Below are 26,960 nucleotides of genomic sequence, written 5' to 3' on the forward strand. Positions count from 1 at the left end.
TGCAAGGGCTGCGAGCCCGTACCAGGCAAGGAAGGGAGTGGATGATGACACAAGACGATCTGGTTGTCGTCGGCATCGATGTCGCTAAAGACAAGATTGATGCGTGCATTCGGACCGTAACGGAGCGGAAGACTTGCCCAACAACCGCGGCGGGGCGACGGAGCTTGATTGCATGGCTTCGCAAGCATCAGGTCGGCAAGGCAGTGATGGAGGCAAGCGGCGGCTACGAGCGGGTATGGGCCAAGGCGTTGCGCCAAGCAGGGCTGGAAGTACGGATCGTCGATCCCAAACGGGTTCGCCACTTTGCGGAATCGGCGGGACGCCTTGCGAAAAATGACAAGATCGACGCGGAGATGATCTCCTGGTTCGCCGAGACATTCGGCGAGGCTCCCAGCCAAGTCGACAATCCCGCTCACGAGGAGATGAAGGCACTGGTGAAGGGACGCCAAGGCCTGCTTGACGTCAGGGCTCGCCTGGAAATGCAGAAGGAGCATGAGGCGCCGGCCCTTGTCAGAAGGCTCGCGCGCGTCTTCTTAAGAAGCTGGCTGACGAAATCGCCGCGCTCGAGACCGCGATCGCGGCGACGATCAAGACAACGCCGGACTTTGCCAAACGCGCCGAGATCATCCAGAGCGTACCAGGCTTTGCTGAGGGGACCGCAATGGCGCTGCTTGGAGGACTACCGGAGCTGGGGCAGGTGAGCGACGAAGTTGCCGCCGCGTTGATGGGCGTTGCTCCTTATGACGATGATAGCGGCAAACGTCGAGGTGAACGCTGCATCAAGGGTGGCCGCCGCTGGGTGCGAAATGCCCTCTACATGCCCTGTGTCGGTGCCGCAACGCTGAACAATCCGGTGTTCAAGGCCTTCTACGAACGGCTGATTGCCAAGGGCAAGCCGCCAAAGGTCGCGATCGTCGCCTGCATGCGCAAGCTGATCATCATCCTCAACACCATGATCGCGCGCGGCGAGACGTGGGATCCGAAGAAATACAGGGTGGCCTGACGAGCGCGCCTATCTCGCGCTCGGACCTCGGCCGAGCGCATGCAAAGCCAACAGACCGGTGAGCGGACGGGGTCAAGGCCGTCAGCCGCCGCAGGCGGGGGCGCGCCAGCGCCAGCCTTGAGGCCGGCCGATCGCCGGGCTACTTCGCCACAGTTGCTCTTGGATCGAGAGGGTGGAGCGACGAAGCAAAAGCTCGGGCGAAATCAGCCGCGAGAATGGGAGGGCATGTCTGCGATTCAAACGTGGATCGGGGAGCAGAGCAGCGCCGATGCCTCTTGCTCCGTCATTGCGGGCGCCCGCCTCATCCCTGGACCGGATCGAGCGGGTGAGTTCGTCCTCGACGGCGAAGCTCGACAAGCTCGCTCAGGTGCAGGCCCAGGCTCCCGCGCCGGCAATCGTGCAATCGCAGCCGGTGCCACAGCAAGGGCCGATGATGGCCTCGGTCACAGCGCCTGAATTCACGGGATCGGTGCCTGCGCCCGAGCGTGCGCCTGCGCCGCGGAAGACGATCAAGGGCTGGTCGGTCCGCCAAGCCTATGAGGGGATTGCGATCCTGCAAGGCCCGAACGGCGTCATCGAGGCGGTGCTCGGACAACAGGTGCCCGGTCTTGGCCGCATCGAAGAGATCAGGAACGAGAACGGACGCCTGGTGGTGGAAGCCGGCGGCGGCGTCATCTATTCGTCGCGCAAGGCAACGCCTTGATCGAACCGCCTCCTATTGGCGGTGATGCTCGAAGCTGGTGCATAGCAGCTCGACCTCCGCCTCCGCGATCGGCGCGCGAAACAGGCGGCAGCTGAACTCGACGGTCGTCTTGCCGTCCGTGCTGGTGCGATCTTCCCGCAAGAAGATGCACCGCTTGCAGATGTCCGTGTGGTGCCGCTGCTCGGCAGCATCCGAGTGGTCCAGCACGTTCCGGAACGTGTCGCGGAAGCGGATCTTGACCTCGTCGTCGAGAACGGCAATCGCCTCGACGAGAACGTTCACGGGGTCGCGCACCAGGAACTTCTTGCCCTGCTGCGTCACGCTCAACATCACCGACCGCTTGTCCGTGGCCGAGCGCTTTCGTTCGAGATAACCGAGCCGCTCGAGCTCGCCGATGATGAACGAGGCGGTACCGCGCGTGGTGCCGACGTAGCTCGCCAGCGCCGACGGCGTTCGGGAAAACCGGTTGGCGCGGGAGAGGAACCGCAGCGCCATCCATTCGCGGTCCCGCAAACCGTGCTTGGTGCCTTCGAACCATAGGATTCGCGCGGCCTGCTCCAACAGTTCAATCGATTCACGAGCCAAATTCATTTCAGTTCCAGGTCGGATAGACGTTTGTTCAATTGAGCCTTGGGCAGCGCAATCTGAGTGGACGGGAATGAAACCCGGGCGCTCTTTCGTCCGTTGGCGGGCGGCCGATCACGCGTCGGGGCGGAAGCCTCTCCGTTTCCGGCGATGGAACTTCCGGCCGTGGAACTAGGGCGTCACAAAGAAAATTGAGTAAATCGCGCGACGCAGATTTTCCGAAAACTTCAATCAAATAACGACGGTTCGCACGAGAATTGGCGACGATCTGCGATGCATGAGCAACATGACTTGTCAGCGTCGTCATCACGATTGCCATTTGTTGCGGCTGTGCCTGTCGAGTGAACGAACAACAGCATTCACTGCGACGTCCGACGATCGGGCCCACAGGGAAGAACCGCATTTTTCGGTTAACGGATGTTGCGATGCAATGCAGCTAGACGGTTAAATCCGGCACACGCCCTATCCAGGGAACGTCGAAGTGTCGTTGGGAATCCAATGCGGTTCAGCGCTCAACCGTGTCGCATCGGCAGCCACTCTCGGCAACATCCTCAAAATTCGACGATCGCCGGCCCTCGTGGCTTGGCGTGAAAGCGAGCGTGCTCGCAGGTGGTGACTTGCGTTCCGCCGGCAATTATCGGCGAATGCGTCGCCCCGGGGGATGCCAATCAGCAGGAAGGAATGGCCAATGAGCTTCGAAACCACCATGACGTCCGACGTCGTCGGCCTGACCAAAAGTGCTCCGGTCTCGCGCCGTGGATTCATGAGTGCCACCGCGGCCGTGGCGGCAGGCTATACGCTTGCGGCCGGGCCGGTCCGCGCCGAGGTGGTCACGACCGACACCAAGGGTCTCGAGGCCGGCGATGCCAAGATCAAGGTCGGCTCCGAAGAGATGCCCGCCTATTTCGCCCGCCCGGCCGGCAACACCAAGGCGCCGGTGATCATCGTGGCGATGGAGATCTTCGGCCTGCACGAATACATCAAGGACGTGACGCGACGCCTCGCCAAGCTCGGCGCGTTGGCGGTCGCACCCGACTATTATTTCCGCAAGGGCGTCGACCTGACCAAGATCGCGGACGTCAAGGACCTGCTGCCGGTGGTGAATGCGAAGCCGGATGCCGAGCTGTTGTCGGATCTCGATGCGTCGGTGGCGTGGGCGGGATCGCAAGGCGGTGACGCCACCCGGCTCGGCATCATCGGCTTCTGCCGGGGCGGCCGCACGGTTTGGGAGTACGCCGCCCACAGCGGCGCTCTCAAGGCGGGCGCTGCCTTTTATGGAACGTTGGTCGATCCCGCCAATCCGCTGTGGCCGAAGAGTCCGATGCAGCTCGCGCCCGAGATGAAGGCGCCGGTCCTCGGCCTCTACGGCGGTGCTGATACCGGCATTCCCGTTGCCCAGGTCGAGCAGATGAAGGCAGCGCTCGAGCAGAACAAGAAGACAGCCGAGTTCAAGATCTACCCCGATGCACCGCACGGCTTCCATGCCGACTATCGCGGTAGCTACCGCAAGGACGCCGCGGAAGACGCCTGGAAGCGGGCCGAGGCCTGGTTCAAGAAGTACGGCGTGTTGAGCTGACGTCGGGCCCAAACAAAAGGGCGGCCGATCGGTCGCCCTTTTCATGTCAGCGCACAGGTTTCACTTGGTCATCGCGCCATAGACGATGTCCTGAACCTGCTCGCGATAATATTTCCTGAGCTCGCCGGGCGCGGCCGTCCCCACCACCACGACGAGACGCTCCTTGGGATCGCAGAAGAATTGCGTTCCATAAGCGCCGTTCCAGGTGAACTCGCCGGGATTGCCGGGGACCGACGACAGGCCCTCGCTGGTCCGGACCGCCACCGAAAGGCCGAAGCCGAAGCCACCGCGATGCGGCTCGATATTGGCCACATTGTTCTTGATCTCGGGGCCGAGATGGTTGGCCGTCATGTGATGCACGGTCTTCGGGGAGAGGATGCGCTGCCCGTCGAGCTCGCCGCCGTTGAGCAGCATCTGCCCGAAGCGGATGTAATCGCCGACCGTCGCGAACGAGCAGGCGCCGCCACAATCGAACTTGGTTGGGGTGTCCAAGAGCTTGATGGCCTGCGGCTTGCCCGTCAGCGGATCGTTCGCGAATGGGCGGGCGAGGCGCGAACGCTGCGCGTCGATCGGGTGGAAGGTCGCATCCTTCATGCCGAGCGGCTGCCAGACATTGGCGGCGAGATAGTCGCCGAGCTTCTGCTCGCTGACCTTCTCGACGACCGCGCCGAGCACGTCGATCGAAAAGCCGTATTCGAACTCGGTCGAGGGCTGGTGCGCCAGCGGCAGTTTTGTAATGCGGTCGATGAAGGCCTGGGTGTCGCCTTCGATCGCGGGCGCGATGCCATCAGGATACTGCCGTGCGACCGGGCTCGATGAGTCCGGCCGGCCGCCATACATCAGGCCCGACGTATGCCGGTAGAGATCGTGGATGAAGATCGGCGAGGCCTGCGGCTCGAGCTTGAGCGAGCCGTCGCCCTGGGGCACGCCGACCTTCATGTCGGCAAAGCCGGGGTAATAATCAGACAGCTTGGCCTGGAGCGGCAGCCGGCCCTGCTCCATCAGCATCAGGCCGGCGACCGCTGCCATCGGCTTGGTCATCGAGGCCAGCGCGAAGATCGCATCGACCGGCATCGGCGTGCCCTTGTCCGGATCGAGCACGCCATAGGCCTTGTAGTGCACGAGCTTGCCGTCACGCGCGATCGCAACGACCGCGCCGGGGACGCGCTTGGCGGCGATCTCGCGTGCGAAGAAGCTGTCGAGCCGCGCAAGGCCTTGTTTTGAAAATCCAACATCGTCGGGACTGGCTTCGGGCAGCGGCGCGGCCCGCGCTGCGCTGAGCGTGACGACGGCAACCGTCGCCGCGATCATGGCGATCGTCTTGTTCATTGCATCCTCCCAAGGGACGAGCTCGTTGTTCGGTGGCTCGCTCGATGCCTAGATCACGACCGCGCTGGGATGAAGTCAAGCGCGGGCGAGGCATGGCTGGAAAGCGTGGGAGCGCAGGAGCCTTATCGCCCTTCGCCTGCGCGCCATAGTGCGTCGAGGCCGTGTCGATAGGTGGGGCAGGCCAGCGTGACGCCGAGCTCGCGCTTCAATTTCGCATTGGAGACACGTGCGCTGCTGGCATAGAAGCTGCGGGCTATTGCCGACATCTCGGCCGTCGTGAACGCTTCTTCAGGCGGCGGCGCCACCCCCATCAGCTTCGCCGCATAGGCGATCACGTCCTGTGGCGGCGCGGGCTCGTCGTCGCAGACGTTCCAAATGCCGCCGCCCTGGTGATGAACAGCGGCCATGATCGCGCTCGCGATGTCATCGACATGGATCCGGTTGAAGACCTGTCCCGGCTTGATGATGCGCCTTGCCGTTCCCGCGCGCAGCGTTACCAGCGCATTGCGGACCGGGCCGTAGATGCCCGCAAGCCGCAGGATCACGGCATCGCCGCGCGCCGCGTCCATCCAGGCCTGCTCCGCAGCAACCCGCATGCGCGTGCGGTCGAGGGTTGCCTGCGGCGGCGTGCTCTCGTCGACCCATCCACCGCCGTGATCGCCGTACACCCCGATGGTGGAGAGATAAACGACCTTGCAGCGGCTCCCCTGGAACACGCCGCCGAACGCCGCCATCGCGGGATCTCCGCCGTTGCGGGGCGGGATTGACACCAGCAGGACATCGGCATCGCGAACCTGTTGAACCGTCTCGCGCGACGGAGGGCGGCCGGAAAACGGATGCACCTCGAGGCCGGCGAGATCGTTCCGCTGCGCGGGATCGCGCACGGTGCCGGCGATGTGCGAGAAGCCGTCGCCGTATTTGCCGACGAAGTGCCGGGCGCTGTAGCCGAGGCCAAGGATGAAGAGCCGCATGCGTCTCCCGTGCAGGTCGAAAGTTCCCGTTCGCGACGTCGCGCGTAGTTCGCTCATAAGAGATTTTTGGGTCCGGCAAAAGATATTGCGATTTGTCTCGCCTGCCACTTCGCGGGATGGTCATCCGTCACAGGTAGGTCGGGAGGGAGGCGCAGTTGGCGACCGGGTCGATCACGCAGAGAGAGGCGCCCGCGACAGTGCGATGCGACGCCAACGAGCTGATCCGCCGTGCGGCCGCACTAATCTTCGATGTCGACGGCACCTTGGCAGAGACCGAGGAGCTGCATCGGCAGGCTTTCAACCACGCCTTCGCTCGCCACGGTCTCGACTGGCGGTGGGACCGCGCCGTCTACAAGGACCTGCTGCGGGTGACGGGCGGCAAGGAGCGCATGCGCGCCTACCACGCCAGGCTGGGGGCCGCTCCGCCATTGTCGGACATGGAGATTGCAGAGCTCCACCGCATCAAGACCGCGCATTATGCCGAGCTGGTCGAGGCCGGCTGCTGCCCCTTACGGACGGGCGTGGCGGACCTGCTCGCTGCGGCGAGGGCGCGGGGCCAGCGGCTTGCGATCGCGACCACCACCTCGCACGGCAACATCGACGCGCTGCTCTCGCGGGCGCTGGGCAAGCGCTGGGCCGCGGATTTCGAGGCGGTCGTCGCCGGCGATGATGTCAGCCACAAGAAGCCCGCGCCGGACGTCTATATCGAGATCCTGGCGCGGCTGAAGCTGGACGCCGCCGCGTGCGTCGCAATCGAGGATTCCGCCAACGGGCTGATCGCGGCCTCGCGCGCCGGTATCCCGGTTCTGATCACGCGCAGCATGTTCTTCGGCGACGATGACTTCACCGCGGCGCGGGTCGTGCTGGATGATCTGTCGGACCTCGGGACCGCCAAACAAAAAACTGAAAAACAACCCCATGCACAGTAGATCACGCTGGCGTGATCGCCACGCTCAGTGGACGCGGTGACTCGTTCTATCGTCCTCAGCCTGCTCGACAATCTGCGCGATCGGGCTCGACTGATGGTGTACCAGGCGCCAGTCGTCGCCGACGCGGCGGAAATGGTTGGCGGCGGCCAAGGCGGTGCCGTCGACGATCTCGATGCAGAGCACGCGGGCGCTGTCGCCGTCGATGATCGCCTGCGGCTCGGCGCAGACGATCTGCGGCCGGTGCGGGTTTTGCAGGATATCGCGCCAGCTTCCGATCACGGTGGCGCGCCCGATGATGGCCGGCCAGCCGGGATGGATGCAGGAGATGGAGTCGTCGTCCGCCCACATCCGTTCCATGCCGGCGAAGTCGCCCGTCGAGAACGCGGCGTAGAAGGCCGCGTTGGCGGCGATGACCTTGTTGTCCTTTCCCATCGCTCTCGGGTGGGCCAATGACTGGCAAAAAGCAAGCGCGACTTCCGTCGATTTTGGCTGCAGTGCAGCATTCAAGATGCTGCCCGCTTCGTGGTCATGCCGAGACGTGCGTTGCCACGGCCTGCCGCGCGCCAACCGTGTAGAGACGGCCGAGCGCCGCGGTGACGGCCTCGCGCAGGCGCGGCTCGGCGCCGAGCGGGCCGAACACCTTTGCGACACCAAGCAGCGCGGGCGCGAGCCGCTCGGCAACAGGTCCCGCCTCGCGCGCCAGCGCGGCGAACTCGCCGGCGAGTGGATCGCGCACGTCGATCGATCGGCCCTGCTCGTCGAGGCCGGTGACGTAGCGCATCCAGCCGGCCACCGCGAGCGCATGCGTTGCGATCGGCAGGCCCCTCGCAAGGCGATCCTGCATCGCGCCGAGCAGCCGTTGTGGCAGCTTTTGCGAGCCGTCCATTGCGATCTGCCAGGTGCGGTGATGCAGCGCCGGATTGGCGAAGCGCTTGAGTAGCGAGGCGCGATAGGCGGCGAGGTCGGTGCCCGCGGGCATCGTCAGCGTCACCGCGGCTTCTTCCATCACCTGCGCGGCAAGGCGCGCAAAATGCGGATCCTGCATGGTATCGGCTATGGTTTCGTAGCCCGAGAGATAGCCGAGATAGGCGAGCGCGGAATGGCTGGCGTTGAGCAGCCGCAGCTTCATCAACTCGAACGGCTTGACATCAGTGACGAGCTCGACGCCCGCTGCGGCAAGGTCCGGCCGGCCCGCCGTGAAGCGGTCCTCGACCACCCATTGTGTGAAGGGTTCGGTCATGACCGGCCAGGCGTCGCGCATGCCGAGCGCCGATTCGACCGCATCGCGGTCGCGATCCGTCGTCTCCGGCACGATGCGGTCGACCATGGTCGAGGGGAAGGCGACCGCATCCGCGATCCACTTGCCGAGATCCTTTGAGCGCAGCGCAGCGAACTGCGTCACGATCCGCCGCACCGTATGGCCGTTGGCGGCGAGGTTATCGCAGCACAGCACGGTGAACGGCATGGCGCCTAGCGCCCGCCGGCGTGCCAGCGCGGCGACGATGAATCCGGGCGCCGAGCGCGGCGCATCGAAATTGTTGAGATCGTGCACGATGTCGGGATGCCGCTCGTCGAGGTCGCCGGTCTGCGGCGTGTGGCAATAGCCCTTCTCGGTGACCGTCAGCGACGCGATGCGCGTAGCGGGATTGGCCATCCGCTCCACCAGCGCGGCCGGCTTCTCGCGCGCGACGACGCTGTCGAGCAGGGCGCCGATGACGCGGTGCTCGGTGCCTTCGGCGGCGCGCACGGCAATTGTGTAGAGATGATCCTGCGGGGCGAGGGCGTCGCGCGTGTCCGGACTGCGCAGGCTGGCGCCGACGATACCCCAGGACGTGGCTCCGGCGGCAAGGCAGTCATCGATGACAACCGCTTGGTGCGCGCGATGAAACGCCCCGAGGCCGAGATGCACGATGCCAGGCGTGACGCGCGAACGATCATAGGCCGGGCGGCGGATGGCTGGCGGCAGCCGGTCGAGGTTGGCGCGGCCAAGACGCATCGAAGTCTGGCGCATGGTCGTCTCTCCCTGTGTTTGGCCGCTGCTTGACATGGCGCCCGTACCAGGTCAATGCTCCGGTCAATTGGCAAGACCAATTTTCCAAAATTGGCGGGCCGCGGGGGCGACGGGTGCCTCGCGCGGACCCTTTCGGGAGGACCAGCGTGCCGCTGGAAGCTGTGGAGGCGAGACGGCTCTATCGCCAGGTCGCCGATCAATTGCGAAGTCTGATCGACAGCGGCGAGTACGCGGTCGGCAGCCGCTTGCCGACCGAGCGCGAGCTCGCCGAGCAGCTCAAGGTGTCCAGGCCGACGGTGCGCGAAGCCTTGATCGCGCTCGAGGTCGAGGGCCGCCTCCGTATCCGTGTCGGGTCCGGCATCTATGTGATCGAGCCTGCCGCCGTGGCCGCGCCTGCTCCCGCCGCCGTCATCGAGGGGCCGTTCGAGCTCTTGCGCGCCCGCGAATTCCTGGAAAGCGCCATCGCCGAGCAGGCCGCGCGCGTCGCGACCAAAGACGATCTCGCCCGCATCAATGCGTCCCTCGTCGCGATGGAGAATGTCGAACATCCCGGCGAAGCCTCGATGGTGCACGACCGCGCGTTCCATATCGCGATCGCCGGAAGTCTCGGCAATGCCGTTCTGGTGCGCGTCGTCGGCGAGCTGTTCGACCAGCGTCTCAATCCATATTTCGCGAAGCTCGCGCATTATTTCGAGAGCCCGGGTACGTGGCGCACGGCGCTCGACGAGCATCGCGCCGTGCGCGACGCGATCGCCGCGCATGATCCCGATGCCGCGCGCGAAGCCATGCGCGCGCATCTGGCGCGATCCCAGCAACGCTTTGCGCAGAATTTCGGTGCCGAGACCGCGGCGGGGACGACTTCAGGGCAAGGCCGCGCGGTGCGATCGGCGGCAAGACCGTCGAAACCGAAACATGCGCCGAAGAAGAAGCCAGCCGCGAGCGGCGGTGCGCGGCGGCGATGAGATTGGGCGGCCCGCATCCGCTTCGGCTGGGGGCGAACAAGAAGCAGACTTGAACGATGGAGGAAAAATCGATGTTGAAGAAGATGACGATTGCCGCGGCGATCTCCGCCGCCACCCTGCTGGCCGCGACTAGTGTCAGCATGGCGCAGACCAAGCTGAAATGGGCCCATGTCTACGAGACCTCGGAGCCGTTCCACACCGCATCGGTCTGGGCCGCGCAGGAGATCAATAAGCGCACCAACGGTCGCTACCAGATCGAGGTCTATCCGGCCTCGCAGCTCGGCAAGGAGGCCGACATCAACCAGGGCCTGTCGCTCGGCTCGGTCGACATCATCGTCTCCGGCTCGAGCTTCGCGGCCAAGAGCTTTGCGCCGATCGGCGTGACCTATTATCCCTACACCTTCCGCGACGCCGATCATCTGCTCGCCTACACCAAGAGCGACATCTTCAAGGAGCTCGCCAAGGGCTATGAGGACAAGAGCGGCCATCACATCGTCGCGGTGACCTATTACGGCGTGCGCCAGACCTCGTCGAACAAGCCGATCAAGACCTGCGCCGACATGAAAGGCCTGAAGATGCGCGTGCCCGACGTGCCGGCCTACCTGGCGATGCCGCGCGCCTGCGGCGCCAACACCGCGCCGATCGCGTTTGCCGAGGTCTATCTCGCGCTGCAGAACGGCACCGTCGAGGCGCAGGAGAACCCGCTGACCACGATCGAGGCCAAGAAGTTCTACGAAGTGCAGAAGCACATCGTGCTCACCGGCCACATCGTCGATCACCTCAACACCGTGATCGCCGGCGGGCTATGGAAGAAGCTCTCCGATGAGGACAAGAAGATCTTCACCGACGTCGCGCAGGAGGCGGCAGCCAAGGCCACCGGTGAGATCAAGCAGAACGAAGCCAAGCTGGTCGCTTTCTTCAAGGACAAGGGCCTGACGGTGACCGAGGTCGACAAGAACGAATTCCGCGACACCGTGCTGAAGAACGTCCCGTTCGAGACCTTCGGCTACCGCAAGGCCGACTGGGAGCGGATCCAGGAAGTGAAATGACGACGTAGTCGTCATCCGGGGCGGTCCGTAGGACGAACCCGGGATCTCGAAGTTCCGGGTTCGGCGCTAACGCGTCGCCCCGGAACGACGATTTGGAGAGAGGTAACCCCATGTCGACCGCCGAACTACACCGGCAGATCACCGCGGACGAGATCGCCCACACCTTCGAGGAAGAGGCGACGCCGAAGGTCGATCTCGGCATCTACGCTTTCGAGGACTGGGTGGCGCTGGCGATCTTCTGGGTGATGGCGCTTGCCGTCTTCCTGCAGTTCTTCAGCCGCTACGTGCTCAACGACAGCTATGCCTGGACCGAGGAGATCGCGACCTATTGCCTGATCGGGGTGGTCTTCATCGGCGCCTCGATGTGCGTGCGGCTGTCGCGGCACATCCAGGTCGACCTGGTCTATCGCTATCTGCCGCGACTCGTGGGACGTGCGCTGTCGACGGTGATCGACCTGATCCGGATCGCGTTCTTCGGCTACGCCATCAAGCTGGTTTGGGTCTACATCCAGATCATCGGCGACGAGCAGATGACCACGATCAATTTCGCGAAGAACTACGTCTACTACGCCGTGCTGCTCGGCTTCGTGCTGATGTTCGCACGCTCCGTGCAGGTGGCGGCGCAAAACTGGCGGCAGGGCTACTCGGTCCTCGAACGTCCCGGTGCCTACGACGGATCGGAGATATAATATCATGCTGCTGCTGCTCGGAGGCTTTCTCATCCTGATGCTGCTCGGCGTTCCCGTGGCGATCGCCATGGCCGCGTCGTCGCTGCTCTACATCCTGGTCAGCGGCGTGACGCCCGACGTCACGCTGGCGCAGCGCATGATCGCCGGTGTCGAGAGCTTTCCGCTGCTCGCGGTGCCGTTCTTCATCCTGGCCGGCAATCTCATGAACATCGCCGGCGTGACCGGGCGCATCTACAAATTCGCCGTCGCGCTTGTGGGGTGGATGCGCGGCGGGCTCGGCCACGTCAACATCATCGGCTCGGTGATCTTCTCCGGCATGTCCGGCACCGCGATCGCGGATGCCGCGGGTCTCGGCACCATCGAGATCAAAGCGATGAAGGACCACGGCTACTCCACCGAATTCTCGGTCGGCGTCACCGCAGCCTCCGCGACGCTCGGGCCGATCATCCCGCCGTCGCTGCCCTTCGTGATCTACGGCATGATGGCGAACGTCTCGATCGGCGCGCTGTTTTTGGGCGGCGTCATTCCCGGCGTTGTCCTGACCCTGTTCATGATGGCCACCGTCACCTACTTCGCGCACAAGAACAAATGGGGTAGCGACACGCCGTTCTCCTGGCCGCAACTCGGCTCGGCCGGTCTCGAGATCGTCATCGTGCTGTCGTTCCCGATGGCGATCTGGCTGATGGTACTCGCCGGCCTCTCGGTCAACATGGCGGTCGTGATCGGCCTCGGCACGCTGCTCGTGATCGACTGGTACTTCGATTTCTCGGCAGTGATGGCGCTGATGGCGCCGGTGATCCTGATCGGCGGCATGACGCTCGGCTGGTTCACGCCGACCGAAGCCGCCGTCGCCGCGGTGATCTGGTCGCTGTTCCTCGGCCTCGTGCGCTACCGGACCATGACGTTCCGGACGGTCGCCAAGGCGACCTTCGACACCATCGAGACCACGGCCTCGGTGCTGTTCATCGTGACCGCAGCCTCGATCTTCGCCTGGCTGCTGACGGTGTCGCAGGCGGCGCAGATGCTGTCGGACTGGATGCTCAACATCACCCACAACAAATGGGTGTTTTTGGCACTCGCCAACGTGCTGATCCTGTTCGTCGGCTGCTTCATCGACACCACGGCGGCGATCACCATTTTGGTGCCGATCCTGCTGCCGATCGTGCTCAAGCTCGGCATCGACCCCATTCATTTCGGCCTGATCATGACGCTGAACCTGATGATCGGCCTGTTGCATCCGCCGCTCGGCATGGTGCTGTTCGTGCTCGCCCGCGTGGCAAAGCTCTCGGTCGAGCGCACGACGGTGGCGATCCTGCCATGGCTGGTGCCGCTGATGCTGGCGCTGATCGCGATCACCTACATTCCCGACCTGACCCTCTGGCTGCCTAAATACATGGGACTCTCCAAATGACCTCGACCGCTCTCGCCGCAACGCTGTTCGGCCCCGAAGACCTGCGCATGATCGAGCATCCGCTCGACAAGCTCGCCGACGGCATGGTGCGCATCCGCTTTGGCGCCGGCGGCATCTGCGGCTCGGACATGCACTACTTCCGCCATGCCCGGACCGGCGATTTCGTGGTGAGGTCGCCGCTGGTGCTCGGCCACGAGATCTCCGGCGAGGTCGTGGAGATATCCGGCACTGCTGCGAACCTGAAGGTTGGCGACCGCGTCGCCGTGAACCCGTCGCGCTGGTGCGGGCATTGCGTCGCCTGCCGTGAAGGCCGGCCGAACCTCTGCGAGAACATCTACTTCATGGGCTCGGCCTCGAAGACGCCGCACATGCAGGGCGGCTTCGCCAACTATTTCGATGCGATCCCCGCACAGTGTGTGAAGATCCCCGATCACGTATCCTACCAGGCCGCCGCGCTGGCCGAGCCGCTCGCGGTCTGCCTGCACGCGGTCGCGCGTGCCGGCAAGATCGAGGGCAAGCGAGGCATCATCTTCGGCGCCGGCCCGATCGGGCTTCTGACCATGCTCGCCGCACAGCGTGCCGGCATGGCCGACATCACGGTGGCCGACATCGCGCCGGCACCACTGGCGTTCGCGACCAAGCTCGGCGCCTCGCACGTCGAGAACGTCTCTGCAGGCGAGGAAGGCTTGAAAGCACAAGCCGCGTCGCGTCCCTATGACGTCGCTTTCGAAGTCTCCGGCACGGCTGCAGGCCTTGCGAGCGCGATCGGTATCGTCAGGCGCGGCGGCGTCGTGGTGCAGATCGGCAATTTGCCCGGCGGCCAGATTCCGACGCCGTCGAATGCGGTGATGGCGAAGGAGATCGACCTGCGCGGTTCGTTCCGGTTCGGCTTCGAGTTCATGACCGCGGTGGAACTGATTGCCGCCGGCAGCGTCGACGTGCTGTCGCTGGTCACCGCCGAGCGGCCGCTCTCGACCGCACCCGACGCGCTCAGGCTCGCGCTCGATCGCTCGCAGAGCGTCAAGGTCGTGCTGACCGCGAACTGATTGGGAGAGTGGGTATGATGCTGGAGGGTTGGCGCTGGTACGGGCCGGATGACCCGGTCTCGCTCGACGACGTCAGGCAGGCCGGGGCGAGCCATATCGTCTCGGCACTGCATCAGGTGCCGATTGGGGAGGCCTGGACGCGCAAGGCGGTCGAGGAGCGGAAGAATTTCATCGAGAACGGCCAACCCGGCCGCTCGCAGCTGACCTGGTCGGTGGTGGAATCGATTCCGATCCCCGACGACGTCAAGCGGCTCGGCGGCAAGGCGACCAAGTCGATCGAGGCGTGGATCGCGAGCCTGGAGGCGGTCGCGGCCTCCGGCATCAGGATCATCTGCTACAATTTCATGCCAGTAGTCGACTGGTGCCGCACCGATCTCGAATGGGAGCTGCCGAACGGCGCCCGCGCCATGCGCTTCGACCAGGACCGCTTTGCAGCGTTCGAGCTGCACATCCTGAAGCGCCCGGCCGCCGCGCAGGACTATTCGCTCGAGCAGCAGGCGCGCGCGAAGGCACTGTTCGAGAAGATGAGCCAGGCCGATATCGACTACCTCATCATGGTCATCGCCAGCGCGCTGCCCGGCTCGACCACCGAGCCGATGACGATCCCGCAATTCCGCGACCGCCTGGAGGCCTATCGCGACATCACGCCTGAGATACTGCGGCAGCATCTCGTCGAGTTCCTCGCGCGCGTCGCACCGGTCGCCGAGCAGCTCGGCGTCTCCCTGACGCTGCATCCGGACGATCCGCCGCGGCCGTTGTTCGGCCTGCCGCGCGTTGCCTCCAGCGCTGAGGACTACCAGGCGCTGTTCGACGCCGTGCCGTCGAAGGCGAACGGCATCTGCCTGTGCACGGGCTCGCTCGGCGTGCGTGCGGAGAACAACCTGCCTGAGATGGCGGAGCGGTTCGGCCCTCGCATTGCGTTCGCCCATCTGCGCGCCACCAAGCGCGAAGCTGATGGCCTGTCGTTCTACGAGTCCGATCATCTCGACGGTGACGTCGACATGGTCGCGGTGCTCAAGGCGCTGCTCAAGGAGAACGCGCGGCGTTCGCCCGACACGAAAATTGTGTTCAGGCCCGATCATGGCCACCGCATGCTCGACGATCTCGCCGCCACCAAGCGCACCAATCCCGGCTACACCGCCATCGGCCGCCTGCGCGGCCTCGCGGAGTTGCGCGGTGCAATCAGGGCAATCGAGCATCGGTAGAGCCAAAGCTCTATCCACATCGTCATTGCGAGCCAACGGGTCCGCGCGAAGCGCGGCCCGATGACAGGCTCCGCGAAGCAATCCAGAATCTTTCCGCGGAGGGACCCTGGATTGCTCACATGGGGATTTGGTGTGTCAAGGCGGTTTGTTCAGCTCTTTGTTCGATTGCAGGCCAGCTCTTCGTCCCGACCGTGGAGCACGTAGGATGGCGCGCGCAGATCGAGTCAAGGTCGGCCCGTAGGGCCGTCGCGAAGCGACTTGGCCTTGACTCGAGCGAGCACGCCATCAGGCTTTGGCAGTCGGGGCAGCGGGCGGATAACTCCTTTTCGTCAGGCGATCCAAGGGTCGAGCCGGTTGTTGCAATCTGGTTTGCTTGCCAGATCAAACTCACATTCGGTCGCCGCGCGGCGGCGGCTGCACCAACATTCCGCTTGCGGCGGGCAGGCTCGAGAGGACGAGACCATTCTTCGTTACGGCGTTTGAAGCCATGCAATCCATCGGTTCGTCCACCCGGATCGGCCGAGGCTGATCAATCTCGGCGGATTGGCTTTGAGGCTGAGGAGCGTGGTGTCAGGCGGCGGCCTTTATCTCGGCTCCCTCGATCACCACGCCCGCGGTCACGTACTTCCAGAGGGCCACGAGCAGCTTGCGCGCGAGCGCCACGATCGCGCGCTTGCGGCCGCGTTGGCTGTGCACCTTGAACCACTGGGTCAAAGCCGATTGAGGCTGGTGGCGTACCCAGAGCCAGGCGAGCTGGATCATCGTGGTTCTCAGGCGCGGATTGCCAGCCTTCGACACGCCTTGCTCGCGCTCGATGCCGCCACTGCGCCATGGCGTGGCTGCAAGGCCGGCATAGGATGCAATCTGGCGGCGGTTGGCGAACTGCCGGTAAAAGGCCTCCGACCAGAGAACGGCCGTGAAGTTCGGGCCCAGGCTCTTCAGTTCGAGCAGCATTGCCACCGGGTTCGATACGGTCTTCTCCCCCGCCGCCTTGCTCGCGGCCAGCAACGCATCCTGCTCGCGCTCCACCGCCGTGATCTGGTCGAGCAGCAGTTCGAGCCGGTCGAGTTCGCGGCTGATCTGCGCCTTCAGATGCGCCAGCAAGGCGCGCCCGTCGCCCGTCCGCAAGGCCTCCAGCCGCTTCCGCCGGTCTCGCCGCAGCGGCGCGTAGTCGAAGATCCCTTGCGCGAACAGAAGACCCTTGATCCGGTTCACATGCTCGATCCGCTCCGCGATCAAGGTCTCTCGCTCGCGGCACAGCCTACGGCGGTCCTCCTCTGCCGGAGAGGGCGCAACGACCATGGCGCAGACCCGTACCTCGCCGCGCTTGTAGGCCAGCAGCGTCCGCAACAGCGTCTCGCCATCCAGCCGGTCCGTCTTGGCCCGCCGGCGCCGGCGCGGCGTCGCAATCGAGGCCGGATCGACTACGTGGCTCTCGATGCCTTCCTGCTGCAGGGCGCGGTGAAGCCAGAACCCGTCCAGCCCCGCCTCCTGGATCGCGATGATCGGATAGCTCTCACCCGTTCGCGCCTGCGCCTTGCGCTTCAGCTCCGCAAACAGCTTCAACAGTTCCGAAAGGTCGCCGGCCTTCATGCTGCGTTTGGACATCTTCTCGCCCTTGCAGGGCGACAGCGAAGTGACCAGCCATGTCGAACGGCTCAGTTCCAATGACACAAAAATTGCGCCAAACTGCGTGCGGATAGCGGCCAGTCCGTCGGAAGGATGATCGAGCAACATCGTCGTCTCCAGGTTGAATGGATTCAGCAACCCTCAGTCTGGCCTCAGACCTGGTCGCTATCCACTCCCCATGGAATCTTCGCTGCGCTCGCAATGACGTGGAGAGAGGGGCTTCCCCCAACACCGCCTGCTTAGTAACAGGCGTCCATCGCGCCGAGCTTCGGATAGAGCCGGTCGATCGCAGCGATCTCGCTTTTCATCTGCGCGATGATCCAGTCGCGGATCTCGGCGGCGATGGGGCGCATCGGCCGGTTGCGCGGCGGCAGGAATTCGCATACGCGGCGCGTGGTGGTGAGCGTGTCGGAGGCCGGCACAAGCGCGCCGGTGAGAAGCCAGTGCGAGGCAACGGTCAGCCAGCCGAGTGCGATGCCCTGGCCGAGCAGCGCGGCCTGCACCACGACGGCATAATCGGTGAAGCTCAGCGCCTTGGCCGCCCCACGGCGCCCGGTGAGGAGCGAGGCGTAATCGGCGGCCCAGTCGCCCGGTGTTTCGGCAAGGCGGATGATGGTGTTGCCTTCGGTGGGATCGGTCTCGCCGAGATAGCCGGGGCTGCACATCGGCAGCATCACTTCCTTCATCACCAATGTGCCGCCCGACGACGGCTCGTCGCGGTCGCGAAAGCGCATGCCGAGATCGACATTTTCCACCGGTCCGCGCAGCGCGCCGGAGATCAGCTGGAAGCGCAGATCGACTCGCGGAAACTGCTTCTGGAGCTTGTCGATGCGCGGCATCAGCCAATGCGTGGTGAAGGCGGAGGAGACCGACAGCGTCACGGTCTCGGTACCCTTGCGGCGCTGCTCGATATCGAGGAGCCCGCTCTCGATGCTGCGAAACCCTTCGAGCACGCGGCGATAGAGCCGCTCGCCTTCCTCGGTGAGCACCGCGCGTCCCCCTCTGCGGTCGAACAGGCGGACGCCGAGATGCTCCTCGAACTGGCCGAGCATACGGCTCACCGCCGGCTGCGTGACGTTCAATTCGGCGGCCGCAGCCGTGAAGCTGCCATTGCGCGCCGCTGCGTCGAAGACGAACAGGGCGTTGCTGGACGGCAGCATGCGGCGCAGCTCGGGCATAACGCCATGTTATGAGGCCGGTGAGAATTTGGCAATTGCCGGATTTTGCCAAGTCTGGTGTCATTGGCATGACAGCCTACAGACAGGGGCTTGCGGGAGAAGATTTGGTGCGCTGCACGCTTCGTCCGTGAGTGCCCGAAATCCTTGTCTATAAAGCAGGCTTATGGCGCGCAGTGAGGCACGCCAGCACGGGACATGGCGAGGTCGATCGTTGGACAAACGAGCGGAAAGCGTCGAGATCAGGTCCGCCAGCAAGGCCTATGGCGCCGTTCGCGCTCTCGATGACGTCTCCCTTGATGTCGGCGCCGGTGAATTCGTCTCTCTGCTCGGCCCCTCCGGCTCCGGCAAGACCACGCTGCTCGGCATTTTGGGCGGCTTCATCCTGCCCTCGTCGGGCACGATCCTGTTTGGCGGCCGCGACGTCACATACGTGGCGCCACACAAGCGCGACATCGGCGTGGTGTTCCAGAACTACGCGCTGTTCCCGCATATGAGCGTCGGCGAGAACGTCGCGTTTCCCCTGCGCGCCCGGCGCCTGCCCAAAGCGAACTGGCCTGACAAAGTGCGAGCGGCGCTCGCCATGGTCGGCCTCGCCGGCTATGAGGCGCGCGGCATCGCGCAGCTCTCCGGCGGCCAGCGCCAGCGCGTGGCGCTGGCCCGCGCCATGATCTTCGAGCCGCGCCTGATCCTGATGGACGAGCCGCTCTCCGCGCTCGACAAGCAGCTCCGCGAATCCATGCAAATCGAGCTGCGCGCGCTGCACAAGCGTATCGGCGCCACCATCATCTATGTCACCCATGACCAGCGTGAGGCGCTGACCATGAGCGACCGCGTCGCGGTGATGAAGGACGGCCGGCTGATCCAGATCGACCAGCCCGAGCGGCTGCACGACCATCCCGCAAATTCCTTCGTTGCGAGTTTCATCGGCGAAGCCACGCTGCTGCCGGTCCGCCGCGCCGATCCCAGCAGCGTTGCGCTCGGCAATGCGCTGCTGCGCAGCGCCCGCGCCATTCCCGATGGCGACGCCCTGATGCTCGCCGTGCACAGCGAAAAGCTTCTGATCGACGATGGCGCGCAGGATGCCGCCTGCAATCGGTTGACGGGCACGGTCACCGACATCGTCTATCAGGGCGAGAGCCTGCGCATTTTCCTGGCGCTCGAAGGCGGCATCGCGCTCAGCCTGCGCCAGCCGAGCTATCACCAGGCCTACAGCCGCATCCCGCCGCTCGGCGGCAGCCTCACCGTGACCCTTCACCCCGAGGACACCATCGTCGTCCCCAAGGTGGACTGAACTCAAGCCTCATCCAACCCGAGAGAAGAAACGAACATGTCGACCCAAGCCGCGTTCAGCAATTTCAAGGTTCTCACCTTCGACGTCGTCGGCACCTTGATCGACTTCGAGACCGGCGTGCTGTCCGCGGTGCGCAGGATTTCGGGCAAAACGCCGGCCGAGCTCAGCGACGACCAGATCTTCGAATCCTACAAGCGCGGTCGTGACAAGCATTACGAGCGCTCGAGCGAGGTGATGTTCCACGTCTACCGCTATCTGGCCAAGGAGCTCGGGCTGCCGGCCGACGATGCGTCCTGCGAAATGTTCCAGCTCGCCGTGTTGCGCTGGGGGCCGTTCCCGGACTCGGTCGAGGCACTCAGGCGCCTGCGTACCAAATTCCGGCTGGTGGCGATGACCAATGCCGACCGGGTTGCGCTCTCCTGCTACGCGCATGCGCTCGGCAATCCCTTCGACGACACGGTCTGCGCCGACGACACCGGCGTAGCCAAGCCGAACCCGGAATTCTTCGCCTACAACAAGGGTCGCCAGTCCGCCTTCGGCTACAAGCAGTCGGACATCCTGCACGTCGCGCAGAGCCAGTACCACGACATCGGGATCGCTCGGAAGCTCGGCTACAAGGTGTGCTGGATCGAGCGCCGCCAGGGCATCGCCGGCTTCGGCGGCACGCCGGCGGTGGAGAAGCTGACCAAACCGGACTTCCATTATCCGACGCTGAAGGCGCTCGCCGACGCCGCGATCGGTCCGGCGGCGTAACGAGGAGCGGCGGCATGACACGGGACTGGAGCGCGCTGCCATCGGCCAACTCGCTGTGGGAAGCGACGGCCGAGCCGGCGCGCGAGTTCCAGGTCCTGTCGGGCGAGCAACAGGCGGACGTGGTGATCATCGGCGCGGGCTACACCGGCCTCTCCGCCGCGCACCACATCGCCAGAAGCGGGCTTGCCCCGGTCGTGTTGGAGGCCAACCGCCCCGGCTGGGGCGCGAGCGGCCGCAATGGCGGTGTGATCACGGCAAAATTCCGCCTCTCGTTCCGCGAGATCGATGCGGTGCACGGCCGCGCCATGGCGCGGCGCATGTACGAGATCGCGCATGAATCGACCGACATGGTCGAAGAGCTCGTCTCCGAGTTCGGCATCATCAGCGCTCAGCTGACGCGCACCGGCCAGGTCAAGGCGACACATAACGAGACGACGCTGAAGGCCGCGATCGATGAAGCCGACTGGATGAGGCGAGAGATGGGCGATGCGGAGGTCCGCATCCTCGACAAGCGCTCCGTGCGCGACGAGACCGGCTCGGACATCTTTGTCGGCGGCGTGCTCAATCCCGGCTCGGGCGGTATTCATCCGCTGAACTATTTGCGCGGCCTTGCCGATGGTGTCGCGCGCCGCGGCGTTCCCATCTACCAGGAGTCGCCGGTGGTCAAACTCCGGCGGGAGAATGGCGGCATCGTCGCCGAGACGCCGAGAGGCGCGGTGCGGGCGAAGCAGGCGATCATCGCCACTAACAGCTATTCGGATCTGACCGATGCCACCGCGCAGATGCAGCGCACGCTGATCCCGTTCCGCAGCGCCATCATCGCCACCGACAGGCTGCCGCGCAATCTCGCCGGCAAGCTGATGCCGACAGGGCGAACCTACACCGAGACCAAGCGCATGATGCGCTGGTTCCGCATGGTCGACAATCGCGTCATCTTCGGCGGCCGCGGCGCCTTCGGCAAGCAGGATTCGCAAGCGGCGTTCGACGCCTTGCGCAAGGCGATGGTCGGCATCTTCCCCGATCTCGCCGATATCCCGCTCGAATACAAATGGTCGGGCCTGGTCGCGATGACGCTTGACTCGGTGCCGCATATCGGCCGGCTCGACGACCGCACGCTGGTCTCGATCGGCTACAACGGCGCCGGGGTTGCGATGTCGAGCCTGATGGGCCGCTATCTCGCCGCCTTCGTGCGCGGCGAGACGCCCGAGGTCGGCCTGCTCGATATCAGGCGCATGAGAGCAATTCCGTTCTATCCGCTGCGCGAACCCGCTGTGCGCATGGTCGCCGGCTGGTACCAGTTTCTCGACGCGATTGGTCAGTGAGATCTGTTTGGAGGAGGCGAGGATGATCATGAAGCGGACTATTGGATTGGGCTGCGCGCTGCTGGGCGCCATCGGACTGACCACCGCGGCGGATGCCGCCGAGCAGATCACCTTCGTCTCGCAGGGCGGGGCCTATCAGCAGGCGCAGACGGTGGCGATCCTCGACCCCTCCGCCAAGAAGCTCGGCATCACCATCAACCAGGATTCCATTCCCGACGCCTGGCCCGCGATCAAGACCCAAGTCGGCAGCGGCAAGCCGATCTGGGATGTCGTGGACACGCCGACCGGCTATTGCCTGCGCGGCGGCGAGCAGGGGCTGATCGAAAAGTTGGATTTCTCGAAGATCCCCAATGCGGCGGCGATGCCCGAGGCGTATCGCAGCCCATATTCGGTCTCCTACGAGTTCTATTCCAGCGTGCTGGCCTACAGCCAGAAGACGTTCCCGAAAGATGCGCCGAACAGCTGGGCCGATTTCTGGGACGTGAAGAAATTCCCCGGCCGCCGCGCGCTGCGCAACCATCCGATCGCCACGCTCGAGGCGGCGCTGATGGCGGATGGCGTCGCGCCCGACAAGCTCTATCCGCTCGACGTCGACCGCGCCTTCAAGAAGCTGGAAGAAATCAAGCCGCACATCACCGTGTGGTGGACCTCGGGCGCGCAATCGGCGCAGCTTCTCAACGATGGTGAGATCGACATGGAGATGGCCTGGAACGGCCGCGTCAGCGCGGTCGCCAAGGAAGGCGCGAAGGTCGCGTTCACCTACAATCAAGGCATCCTGCAGAGCACTTCGCTCTGCATCCTCAAGGGCGCGCCGAATCTGGAAACGGCGGTGAAATTCCTCAACGAGGCCGTCGATCCCGTGCACCAGGCCAACCTGCCGCTCCACATCGACTACGGCCCCGGTAACCCGAAGGCGTTCGAGACCGGCGTGATCAAGCCCGAGCGCGCCGCGCAGCTGCCGAGCGAGCCGGCGAATGCGGCCAAGCAGGCGCTGATGTCCTACGCCTGGTGGTCCTCGCCCGCGGGCGAAGCGGCCGAGAAGCGGTGGGCGTCGTTCATGCAGAAGTGAGCGAGGCAGCGTTGACGACATCCCTGCCAGATCCCTCCCAAAAGCATCAGCGCCGTGAGCACGGCCTGATGCTGGCATTGGTGTCGCCGGCGCTGCTGGTGATCCTGGCCCTGATCGTGCTGCCGGTCGGCTGGCTGGCGTGGCAGTCGGTCTATCATGACGGCTTTACCCTGGAGAATTATCGCCGCGTCTTCACCGAAGACGTCTATTGGCGCAGCTTTGCACTGACCTTCGAGATCAGCCTCGCGGTCACTGGAATCGCGCTGCTGCTCGGCTATCCCGTGGCCTATCTCGCCAACTCGGTGCCGAAAGGCTGGAGCATTCTGATCCTGTCGCTGGTCGTGCTGCCGTTCTGGACCAGCGTGCTGGTTCGCGCGTATGCCTGGCTGGCGCTGCTGCAGCGCACCGGCGTGATCAACCAGTTCCTGCGCTATCTGGACGTCATCTCCGAGCCGCTCGCATTGGTCCACAACACGTTCGGCACGGTGGTTGCGACCGTGCACATCCTGCTGCCGTTCATGGTGCTGCCGCTCTATGCCACCATGCAGAAGATCCCCGGCGATCTCATGCAGGCCGGCGCCAGCCTGGGTGCGAGCCCGTCGCTGACATTTTTCCGCGTGTTCCTGCCGCTGTCGCTGCCGGGCGTGCTCGCCGGCTGCACCATGGTGTTCGTGCTCTGCCTCGGTTTCTACATCACGCCGGAGTTGCTCGGCGGCGGCCGCACCGTGATGGTGTCGATGCTGGTGAGCCGCAATGTCGAGCTCTACAACCAGTTCGGGGCTGCCAGCGCGGTCGCGGTGGTGCTGCTCCTGAGCGTGCTTCTGATCTTCTTCGCCGTCAGCCGCTTCATCTCGCTCGATCGTGTGTTGGGGCAGAAATGATGCGCACTTCGCCCACCCGGATTGCCCTCTACGCGATCAGCGCGCTGGTGCTGGTGTATCTGATCCTGCCCGTCCTGATCATCGCGCCGATCTCGTTCTCCAGCGCGCGCTTCCTGACCTTCCCGCCGCCGTCGTTCTCGCTGCGCTGGTACCAGCAGTATTTCGCCAACTCCGCCTGGATGCAGGCGACGCGGGTGACGCTGACGGTCGCGCTGCTGACGGTCGTGATCGCGACCCCGCTCGGCGTGGCCGCTGCCTATGCCATCAGCCAGTCGAAGCTGCGCATCATGCGCATCATCCACATGGCGCTGCTGCTGCCGCTGGTGGTACCGATCATCATCACCGCGGTCGGCATCTTCTTCGTCTACGCCAAGGTAGGCCTGGTCGCGACCATGTCCGGCCTCGTGCTCGCCAACGTGATGTTGGGATTGCCCTATGTCGTCATCTCGGTGCTCGCGGGCCTGCAGAGCTTCGACCCCGCGCAGGAGATGGTGGCGCGCAGTCTCGGCATGAACCGTCTGCGCAGCTTCTTCGCGGTGACGCTGCCGCAGATCAAGTCGAGCGTGATCGCCGGCGGCATCTTCGCCTTCATCTCGGCAATGGACGAGACCATCGTCGCGCTGTTCATCTCCGGCGGCCAGTTCCAGCCGCTGACCAAGCGCATGTTCACCGCGCTCCGGGACGAGATCGACCCGACCATCGCCGCGATCTCGACGCTGATGACGGCCGCATCCTTCATGCTGGTGCTCCTTGCGAGCGCGCGACAGAAGCGGAGCGGATGAAATCGACGAGATCAGATCAGCCGATTGCGAAATCGGCTGCCGTCTCTGCGTGAATGGCGGTGGTGTCGAACGTCTCGACTGACGTGTCGTCCGCACCGACCAGCATGGTGATCTCGGTGCAGCCGAGGATGATGCACTCTGCGCCACGGGCGACGAGGGCCGCCATCACCTCGCGGTAGCGGCGGCGCGACTGCGCAGCGACGTTGCCGAGGCACAGCTCGTCGTAGATGATGCGGTTCACCTCGGCGCGCTCGTCCGCGGGAGGAATCAGAACGTCGAGATCGTGCGCGCGCAATCGGTCGATGTAGAAGTCTTCCTCCATCGTGAACTTGGTGCCGAGGAGCCCGACCCGCCGATATCCCCTGGCCCGGATCCGCTGCGCCGTCGCGTCGCCGATGTGGATGAACGGCACGGTCACGCTCGACATGATCTCGGGCGCTAGTTTATGCATCGTGTTCGTGCACAACACGATCGCCCGCGCGCCGACGCTTTCGAGGCGCCGCGCGACTTCCGCCAGACTGGCCGCCGCCTCCTGCCAGCGGCCGCCATACTGCATCCGCTTGATCTCCTCGAAATCGTAGGAATACATCAGCAGCGGAGCCGAATGCAGCTTGCCCATGCGGTCGCGGACGCGCTCGTTGATGAGCTTGTAATAAAGCGCGGTGCTCTCCCAGCTCATGCCGCCGATCAGGCCGATGGTTTGCATTCCGCTGCTCCAGACGATTTGGGTCGGCCGATCGTAGACGAAGATGCCGAGGCTCGCCATCATGGCCGCGGCAGGGCCTGTAGTGCAAACGGTAAGGACGGGCATGACGCCTGCGCAGGCTGCGAGAAGCCTTTCGACCTTGCGCACTCTCTCGGCCTGTCCTAGGCCAGTTCCCCGAACAAGCGCGCATCGCCAGAGCCTCGAGGGAGCCGATATGACCATTCGCAACACCCGCACCGGGGGCCAGATCCTGATCGATCAGCTCGTCGCCCAAGGCGTCGAGCGCGTCACCTGCGTGCCGGGCGAGAGCTATCTCGCGGCCCTCGATGCGCTGCATGACAGCCCGATCGACGTCGTGATCTGCCGCGCCGAAGGCGGCGCTGCGATGATGGCGGAGGCCTATGGCAAGCTCACGGGGCGCCCCGGAATCTGCTTCGTCACCCGCGGTCCCGGCGCGACCAATGCCAGCCACGGTGTCCACATCGCGATGCAGGATTCGACGCCGATGATCCTGTTCGTCGGCCAGGTCGATACCGGCATGCGCGAGCGCGAGGCGTTCCAGGAGCTCGACTACAAAGCGGTGTTCGGCTCGATGGCGAAATGGGCGGTCGAGATCGATCGCCCCGACCGCATTCCGGAGCTGGTCGCGCGCGCGTTCCGCGTCGCCATGCAGGGCCGCCCCGGTCCCGTGGTGATCGCGCTGCCGGAGAACATGCTGACCGAGACCGCGGCCGTTGCCGACGCCATGCGCATCGAGCCCGCGGTGAGCTGGCCCGCGCCGGCCGATATCGAAAAGCTCGGCGCCATGCTCGCGGCAGCCAAGGCGCCGCTCGTCATTCTCGGCGGCTCGCGCTGGACCGATGAGGCGGCGAAGAGCATCGCGCGATTCGCGGAGCGGTTCGACCTGCCGGTTGCGACCTCGTTCCGCCGGGCCTCGCTGATTGATGCCGACCATTCGCACTATGCCGGCGACCTCGGTATCGGACCGAGCCCGGGCCTGAAGGCGCGCATCGAGGGTGCCGACGTCATCCTGCTGATCGGTGGCCGCATGTCGGAGATGCCGTCCTCCTCCTATACGCTGCTCGACATTCCCACTCCGCGGCAAAAGCTGATCCACGTGCATCCAGGCTCGGAAGAACTCGGCCGCGTCTATCAGCCGGCGCTGGCGATCCAGGCGACGCCCGCCGCCTTCGCCGCCGCCGTCGAGACGCTGAAGCCGGCTGGAACCGTGGCCTGGAAGGGCGAGGCAGCCAAGGCGCATACCGATTATCTCGCCTGGACCGAGAAGGCGCGCGAGCTGCCCGGCAAGTTCCAGTACGGCCAGGTGATGACCTGGCTGCGCGACCGCCTGCCGAAGGATGCGATCGTTTGCAACGGCGCCGGCAACTACGCCGGCTGGATCCATCGCCATCACCGTTTCCATAGCTTTGCCGCCCAGCTCGCGCCGACCTCGGGCTCGATGGGTTACGGCGTGCCCGCGGGCGTGCTCGCCAAGCGGCAATATCCGGATCGCGTCGTCGTCGCCTTTGCCGGCGACGGCTGCTTCCTGATGAACGGTCAGGAATTCGCCACCGCCGTGCAATACGACGCGCCGCTGATCGTCATCATCGTCGACAATTCGCAATACGGCACCATTCGTATGCACCAGGAGCGCGACTATCCCGGCCGCGTCGTCGGCACCCAGCTCAAGAACCCCGACTTTGCGATGTACGCCAAGGCGTTCGGCGGCCATGGCGAGCGCGTCGAGCGCACCGAAGAGTTCGCACCGGCGTTCGAGCGCGCGCTGGCTTCGGGCAAGCCGTCGATCCTCCACTGCATCATCGATCCGCGCGCGATCTCGGTCGGCAAGGATTTCACGCCGGCGGTCAAGGCCTAGGGCG

Annotated in this window: 25 protein-coding genes and 1 pseudogene; 18 read left to right on the forward strand and 8 right to left on the reverse strand. The window is 64.9% G+C overall.

Translation table 11 applies throughout. The annotated features are described in order from the left end of the window. The first annotated feature begins 44 nt into the window (after positions 1–44). The 3 genes and pseudogenes from P6U27_RS08560 to P6U27_RS08570 all read left to right on the forward strand — a co-directional run. Positions 45–701 carry a transposase gene (locus P6U27_RS08560; protein WP_407194423.1) on the forward strand — a complete coding sequence of 219 codons (657 nt, stop codon included), beginning with the start codon at positions 45–47 and terminating at the stop codon, positions 699–701. Further along, a complete protein-coding gene (locus P6U27_RS08565; protein WP_244608010.1) occupies positions 662–1,003 on the forward strand; it encodes a transposase in 342 nt (113 codons plus the stop codon). Before P6U27_RS08560 ends, P6U27_RS08565 begins: the two co-directional genes overlap by 40 nt. A gap of 298 nt (positions 1,004–1,301) precedes the next feature. Next, positions 1,302–1,706: pseudogene (locus P6U27_RS08570) on the forward strand (hypothetical protein); the annotation flags it as partial. A gap of 12 nt (positions 1,707–1,718) precedes the next feature. On the opposite strand, the gene P6U27_RS08575 reads toward P6U27_RS08570, so the two are convergent. Beyond that, positions 1,719–2,297 (reverse strand): MarR family winged helix-turn-helix transcriptional regulator, encoded by a 579-nt coding sequence (locus P6U27_RS08575; protein WP_407193854.1) that lies wholly within the window; start codon positions 2,295–2,297, stop codon positions 1,719–1,721. A 682-nt stretch (positions 2,298–2,979) separates the two neighbouring features. Here P6U27_RS08575 and P6U27_RS08580 point away from each other — a divergent pair. Beyond that, positions 2,980–3,867, forward strand: coding sequence for a dienelactone hydrolase family protein (locus tag P6U27_RS08580; RefSeq protein ID WP_122401795.1), 888 nt, complete (start codon positions 2,980–2,982; stop codon positions 3,865–3,867). A 60-nt stretch (positions 3,868–3,927) separates the two neighbouring features. On the opposite strand, the gene P6U27_RS08585 is transcribed toward P6U27_RS08580, so the two are convergent. Together P6U27_RS08585 and P6U27_RS08590 are read right to left on the reverse strand one after the other, a co-directional pair. Further along, positions 3,928–5,196 (reverse strand): serine hydrolase, encoded by a 1,269-nt coding sequence (locus tag P6U27_RS08585; protein WP_122401796.1) that lies wholly within the window; start codon positions 5,194–5,196, stop codon positions 3,928–3,930. 122 nt (positions 5,197–5,318) lie between these two features. Then, positions 5,319–6,167 carry an SDR family oxidoreductase gene (locus tag P6U27_RS08590; protein ID WP_407193855.1) on the reverse strand — a complete coding sequence of 283 codons (849 nt, stop codon included), beginning with the start codon at positions 6,165–6,167 and terminating at the stop codon, positions 5,319–5,321. Between the two features lie 155 nt (positions 6,168–6,322). Between P6U27_RS08590 and P6U27_RS08595 the strand changes: the two genes are divergently transcribed. Beyond that, positions 6,323–7,096 (forward strand): HAD family hydrolase, encoded by a 774-nt coding sequence (locus tag P6U27_RS08595; protein WP_244607925.1) that lies wholly within the window; start codon positions 6,323–6,325, stop codon positions 7,094–7,096. A gap of 24 nt (positions 7,097–7,120) precedes the next feature. On the opposite strand, the gene P6U27_RS08600 is transcribed toward P6U27_RS08595, so the two are convergent. Continuing rightward, positions 7,121–7,528, reverse strand: coding sequence for a nuclear transport factor 2 family protein (locus P6U27_RS08600; RefSeq protein ID WP_122401798.1), 408 nt, complete (start codon positions 7,526–7,528; stop codon positions 7,121–7,123). Positions 7,529–7,622: 94 nt separating this feature from the next. Beyond that, on the reverse strand, positions 7,623–9,107 hold the full coding sequence (locus tag P6U27_RS08605; protein WP_174221562.1) for a mannitol dehydrogenase family protein: 1,485 nt from the start codon (positions 9,105–9,107) through the stop codon (positions 7,623–7,625). A 146-nt stretch (positions 9,108–9,253) separates the two neighbouring features. Between P6U27_RS08605 and P6U27_RS08610 the strand changes: the two genes are divergently transcribed. From P6U27_RS08610 to uxuA, 6 genes are all read left to right on the forward strand, one after another. Continuing rightward, positions 9,254–10,069, forward strand: a complete 816-nt coding sequence (locus tag P6U27_RS08610; protein WP_122406486.1) for a FadR/GntR family transcriptional regulator — start codon at positions 9,254–9,256, stop codon at positions 10,067–10,069. An 83-nt stretch (positions 10,070–10,152) separates the two neighbouring features. Beyond that, positions 10,153–11,118, forward strand: coding sequence for a sialic acid TRAP transporter substrate-binding protein SiaP (locus tag P6U27_RS08615; protein ID WP_376707294.1), 966 nt, complete (start codon positions 10,153–10,155; stop codon positions 11,116–11,118). A 110-nt stretch (positions 11,119–11,228) separates the two neighbouring features. Then, positions 11,229–11,807, forward strand: a complete 579-nt coding sequence (locus P6U27_RS08620) for a TRAP transporter small permease (RefSeq protein WP_122401801.1) — start codon at positions 11,229–11,231, stop codon at positions 11,805–11,807. Positions 11,808–11,811: 4 nt separating this feature from the next. Then, positions 11,812–13,218 carry a TRAP transporter large permease gene (locus P6U27_RS08625; RefSeq protein WP_122401802.1) on the forward strand — a complete coding sequence of 469 codons (1,407 nt, stop codon included), beginning with the start codon at positions 11,812–11,814 and terminating at the stop codon, positions 13,216–13,218. Beyond that, positions 13,215–14,264, forward strand: coding sequence for an L-idonate 5-dehydrogenase (locus P6U27_RS08630; protein ID WP_129144042.1), 1,050 nt, complete (start codon positions 13,215–13,217; stop codon positions 14,262–14,264). The genes P6U27_RS08625 and P6U27_RS08630 overlap by 4 nt, the downstream gene beginning before the upstream one ends. Positions 14,265–14,278: 14 nt before the next feature. After that, on the forward strand, positions 14,279–15,469 hold the full coding sequence (gene uxuA, locus P6U27_RS08635; protein WP_122401804.1) for a mannonate dehydratase: 1,191 nt from the start codon (positions 14,279–14,281) through the stop codon (positions 15,467–15,469). A gap of 570 nt (positions 15,470–16,039) precedes the next feature. Here the strand turns inward: uxuA and P6U27_RS08640 are convergent. Further along, complete coding sequence (locus P6U27_RS08640) at positions 16,040–17,206, reverse strand: IS110 family transposase (RefSeq protein ID WP_407119947.1); 1,167 nt, start codon at positions 17,204–17,206, stop codon at positions 16,040–16,042. 131 nt (positions 17,207–17,337) lie between these two features. Next, positions 17,338–18,276, reverse strand: coding sequence for a LysR family transcriptional regulator (locus P6U27_RS08645; RefSeq protein WP_129144044.1), 939 nt, complete (start codon positions 18,274–18,276; stop codon positions 17,338–17,340). A gap of 211 nt (positions 18,277–18,487) precedes the next feature. On the opposite strand from P6U27_RS08645, the gene P6U27_RS08650 reads away from it, so the two are divergent. The 6 genes from P6U27_RS08650 (at position 18,488) to P6U27_RS08675 (ending at position 24,374) form a co-directional block, all read left to right on the forward strand. After that, positions 18,488–19,567: an ABC transporter ATP-binding protein gene (locus P6U27_RS08650; protein WP_162500154.1), complete on the forward strand. Its 1,080-nt coding sequence runs from the start codon at positions 18,488–18,490 to the stop codon at positions 19,565–19,567. Positions 19,568–19,603: 36 nt separating this feature from the next. After that, positions 19,604–20,320 (forward strand): HAD family hydrolase, encoded by a 717-nt coding sequence (locus P6U27_RS08655; protein ID WP_129144045.1) that lies wholly within the window; start codon positions 19,604–19,606, stop codon positions 20,318–20,320. Positions 20,321–20,334: 14 nt separating this feature from the next. Next, positions 20,335–21,642 (forward strand): NAD(P)/FAD-dependent oxidoreductase, encoded by a 1,308-nt coding sequence (locus P6U27_RS08660; RefSeq protein ID WP_407193856.1) that lies wholly within the window; start codon positions 20,335–20,337, stop codon positions 21,640–21,642. A gap of 22 nt (positions 21,643–21,664) precedes the next feature. After that, positions 21,665–22,711, forward strand: a complete 1,047-nt coding sequence (locus P6U27_RS08665) for an ABC transporter substrate-binding protein (protein ID WP_129144047.1) — start codon at positions 21,665–21,667, stop codon at positions 22,709–22,711. Positions 22,712–22,779: 68 nt separating this feature from the next. After that, a complete protein-coding gene (locus P6U27_RS08670) occupies positions 22,780–23,592 on the forward strand; it encodes an ABC transporter permease (RefSeq protein WP_162500555.1) in 813 nt (270 codons plus the stop codon). Beyond that, positions 23,589–24,374 carry an ABC transporter permease gene (locus P6U27_RS08675; RefSeq protein WP_129144048.1) on the forward strand — a complete coding sequence of 262 codons (786 nt, stop codon included), beginning with the start codon at positions 23,589–23,591 and terminating at the stop codon, positions 24,372–24,374. Before P6U27_RS08670 ends, P6U27_RS08675 begins: the two co-directional genes overlap by 4 nt. Positions 24,375–24,390: 16 nt before the next feature. Here the strand turns inward: P6U27_RS08675 and P6U27_RS08680 are convergent, their stop codons facing one another. Next, a complete protein-coding gene (locus P6U27_RS08680) occupies positions 24,391–25,080 on the reverse strand; it encodes an aspartate/glutamate racemase family protein (protein ID WP_407194424.1) in 690 nt (229 codons plus the stop codon). A gap of 214 nt (positions 25,081–25,294) precedes the next feature. Between P6U27_RS08680 and P6U27_RS08685 the strand changes: the two genes are divergently transcribed. Continuing rightward, positions 25,295–26,956, forward strand: a complete 1,662-nt coding sequence (locus P6U27_RS08685) for a thiamine pyrophosphate-binding protein (RefSeq protein ID WP_407193857.1) — start codon at positions 25,295–25,297, stop codon at positions 26,954–26,956. The last annotated feature ends 4 nt before the right edge of the window (positions 26,957–26,960 follow it).

The organism is Bradyrhizobium sp. STM 3566 (genome assembly GCF_045571445.1).
In the GTDB taxonomy this organism is placed as follows: domain Bacteria; phylum Pseudomonadota; class Alphaproteobacteria; order Rhizobiales; family Xanthobacteraceae; genus Bradyrhizobium; species Bradyrhizobium vignae.

What these genes read in the sequence shown, in the direction of transcription:
- P6U27_RS08675 (WP_129144048.1), top strand. Translation starts at nt 23,589, where the DNA reads ATGATGCGCACTTCGCCCACCCGGATTGCCCTCTACGCGATCAGCGCG.
- P6U27_RS08685 (WP_407193857.1), top strand. Translation starts at nt 25,295, where the DNA reads ATGACCATTCGCAACACCCGCACCGGGGGCCAGATCCTGATCGATCAG.
- P6U27_RS08575 (WP_407193854.1), bottom strand. Translation starts at nt 2,297, where the DNA reads ATGAATTTGGCTCGTGAATCGATTGAACTGTTGGAGCAGGCCGCGCGA.
- P6U27_RS08655 (WP_129144045.1), top strand. Translation starts at nt 19,604, where the DNA reads ATGTCGACCCAAGCCGCGTTCAGCAATTTCAAGGTTCTCACCTTCGAC.
- P6U27_RS08585 (WP_122401796.1), bottom strand. Translation starts at nt 5,196, where the DNA reads ATGAACAAGACGATCGCCATGATCGCGGCGACGGTTGCCGTCGTCACG.
- P6U27_RS08600 (WP_122401798.1), bottom strand. Translation starts at nt 7,528, where the DNA reads ATGGGAAAGGACAACAAGGTCATCGCCGCCAACGCGGCCTTCTACGCC.
- P6U27_RS08620 (WP_122401801.1), top strand. Translation starts at nt 11,229, where the DNA reads ATGTCGACCGCCGAACTACACCGGCAGATCACCGCGGACGAGATCGCC.
- uxuA (WP_122401804.1), top strand. Translation starts at nt 14,279, where the DNA reads ATGATGCTGGAGGGTTGGCGCTGGTACGGGCCGGATGACCCGGTCTCG.
- P6U27_RS08615 (WP_376707294.1), top strand. Translation starts at nt 10,153, where the DNA reads ATGACGATTGCCGCGGCGATCTCCGCCGCCACCCTGCTGGCCGCGACT.
- P6U27_RS08605 (WP_174221562.1), bottom strand. Translation starts at nt 9,107, where the DNA reads ATGCGCCAGACTTCGATGCGTCTTGGCCGCGCCAACCTCGACCGGCTG.
- P6U27_RS08660 (WP_407193856.1), top strand. Translation starts at nt 20,335, where the DNA reads ATGACACGGGACTGGAGCGCGCTGCCATCGGCCAACTCGCTGTGGGAA.
- P6U27_RS08670 (WP_162500555.1), top strand. Translation starts at nt 22,780, where the DNA reads ATGCTGGCATTGGTGTCGCCGGCGCTGCTGGTGATCCTGGCCCTGATC.
- P6U27_RS08565 (WP_244608010.1), top strand. Translation starts at nt 662, where the DNA reads ATGGCGCTGCTTGGAGGACTACCGGAGCTGGGGCAGGTGAGCGACGAA.
- P6U27_RS08590 (WP_407193855.1), bottom strand. Translation starts at nt 6,167, where the DNA reads ATGCGGCTCTTCATCCTTGGCCTCGGCTACAGCGCCCGGCACTTCGTC.
- P6U27_RS08630 (WP_129144042.1), top strand. Translation starts at nt 13,215, where the DNA reads ATGACCTCGACCGCTCTCGCCGCAACGCTGTTCGGCCCCGAAGACCTG.
- P6U27_RS08645 (WP_129144044.1), bottom strand. Translation starts at nt 18,276, where the DNA reads ATGCCCGAGCTGCGCCGCATGCTGCCGTCCAGCAACGCCCTGTTCGTC.
- P6U27_RS08560 (WP_407194423.1), top strand. Translation starts at nt 45, where the DNA reads ATGACACAAGACGATCTGGTTGTCGTCGGCATCGATGTCGCTAAAGAC.
- P6U27_RS08625 (WP_122401802.1), top strand. Translation starts at nt 11,812, where the DNA reads ATGCTGCTGCTGCTCGGAGGCTTTCTCATCCTGATGCTGCTCGGCGTT.
- P6U27_RS08665 (WP_129144047.1), top strand. Translation starts at nt 21,665, where the DNA reads ATGATCATGAAGCGGACTATTGGATTGGGCTGCGCGCTGCTGGGCGCC.
- P6U27_RS08640 (WP_407119947.1), bottom strand. Translation starts at nt 17,206, where the DNA reads ATGTTGCTCGATCATCCTTCCGACGGACTGGCCGCTATCCGCACGCAG.
- P6U27_RS08580 (WP_122401795.1), top strand. Translation starts at nt 2,980, where the DNA reads ATGAGCTTCGAAACCACCATGACGTCCGACGTCGTCGGCCTGACCAAA.
- P6U27_RS08680 (WP_407194424.1), bottom strand. Translation starts at nt 25,080, where the DNA reads ATGCAAACCATCGGCCTGATCGGCGGCATGAGCTGGGAGAGCACCGCG.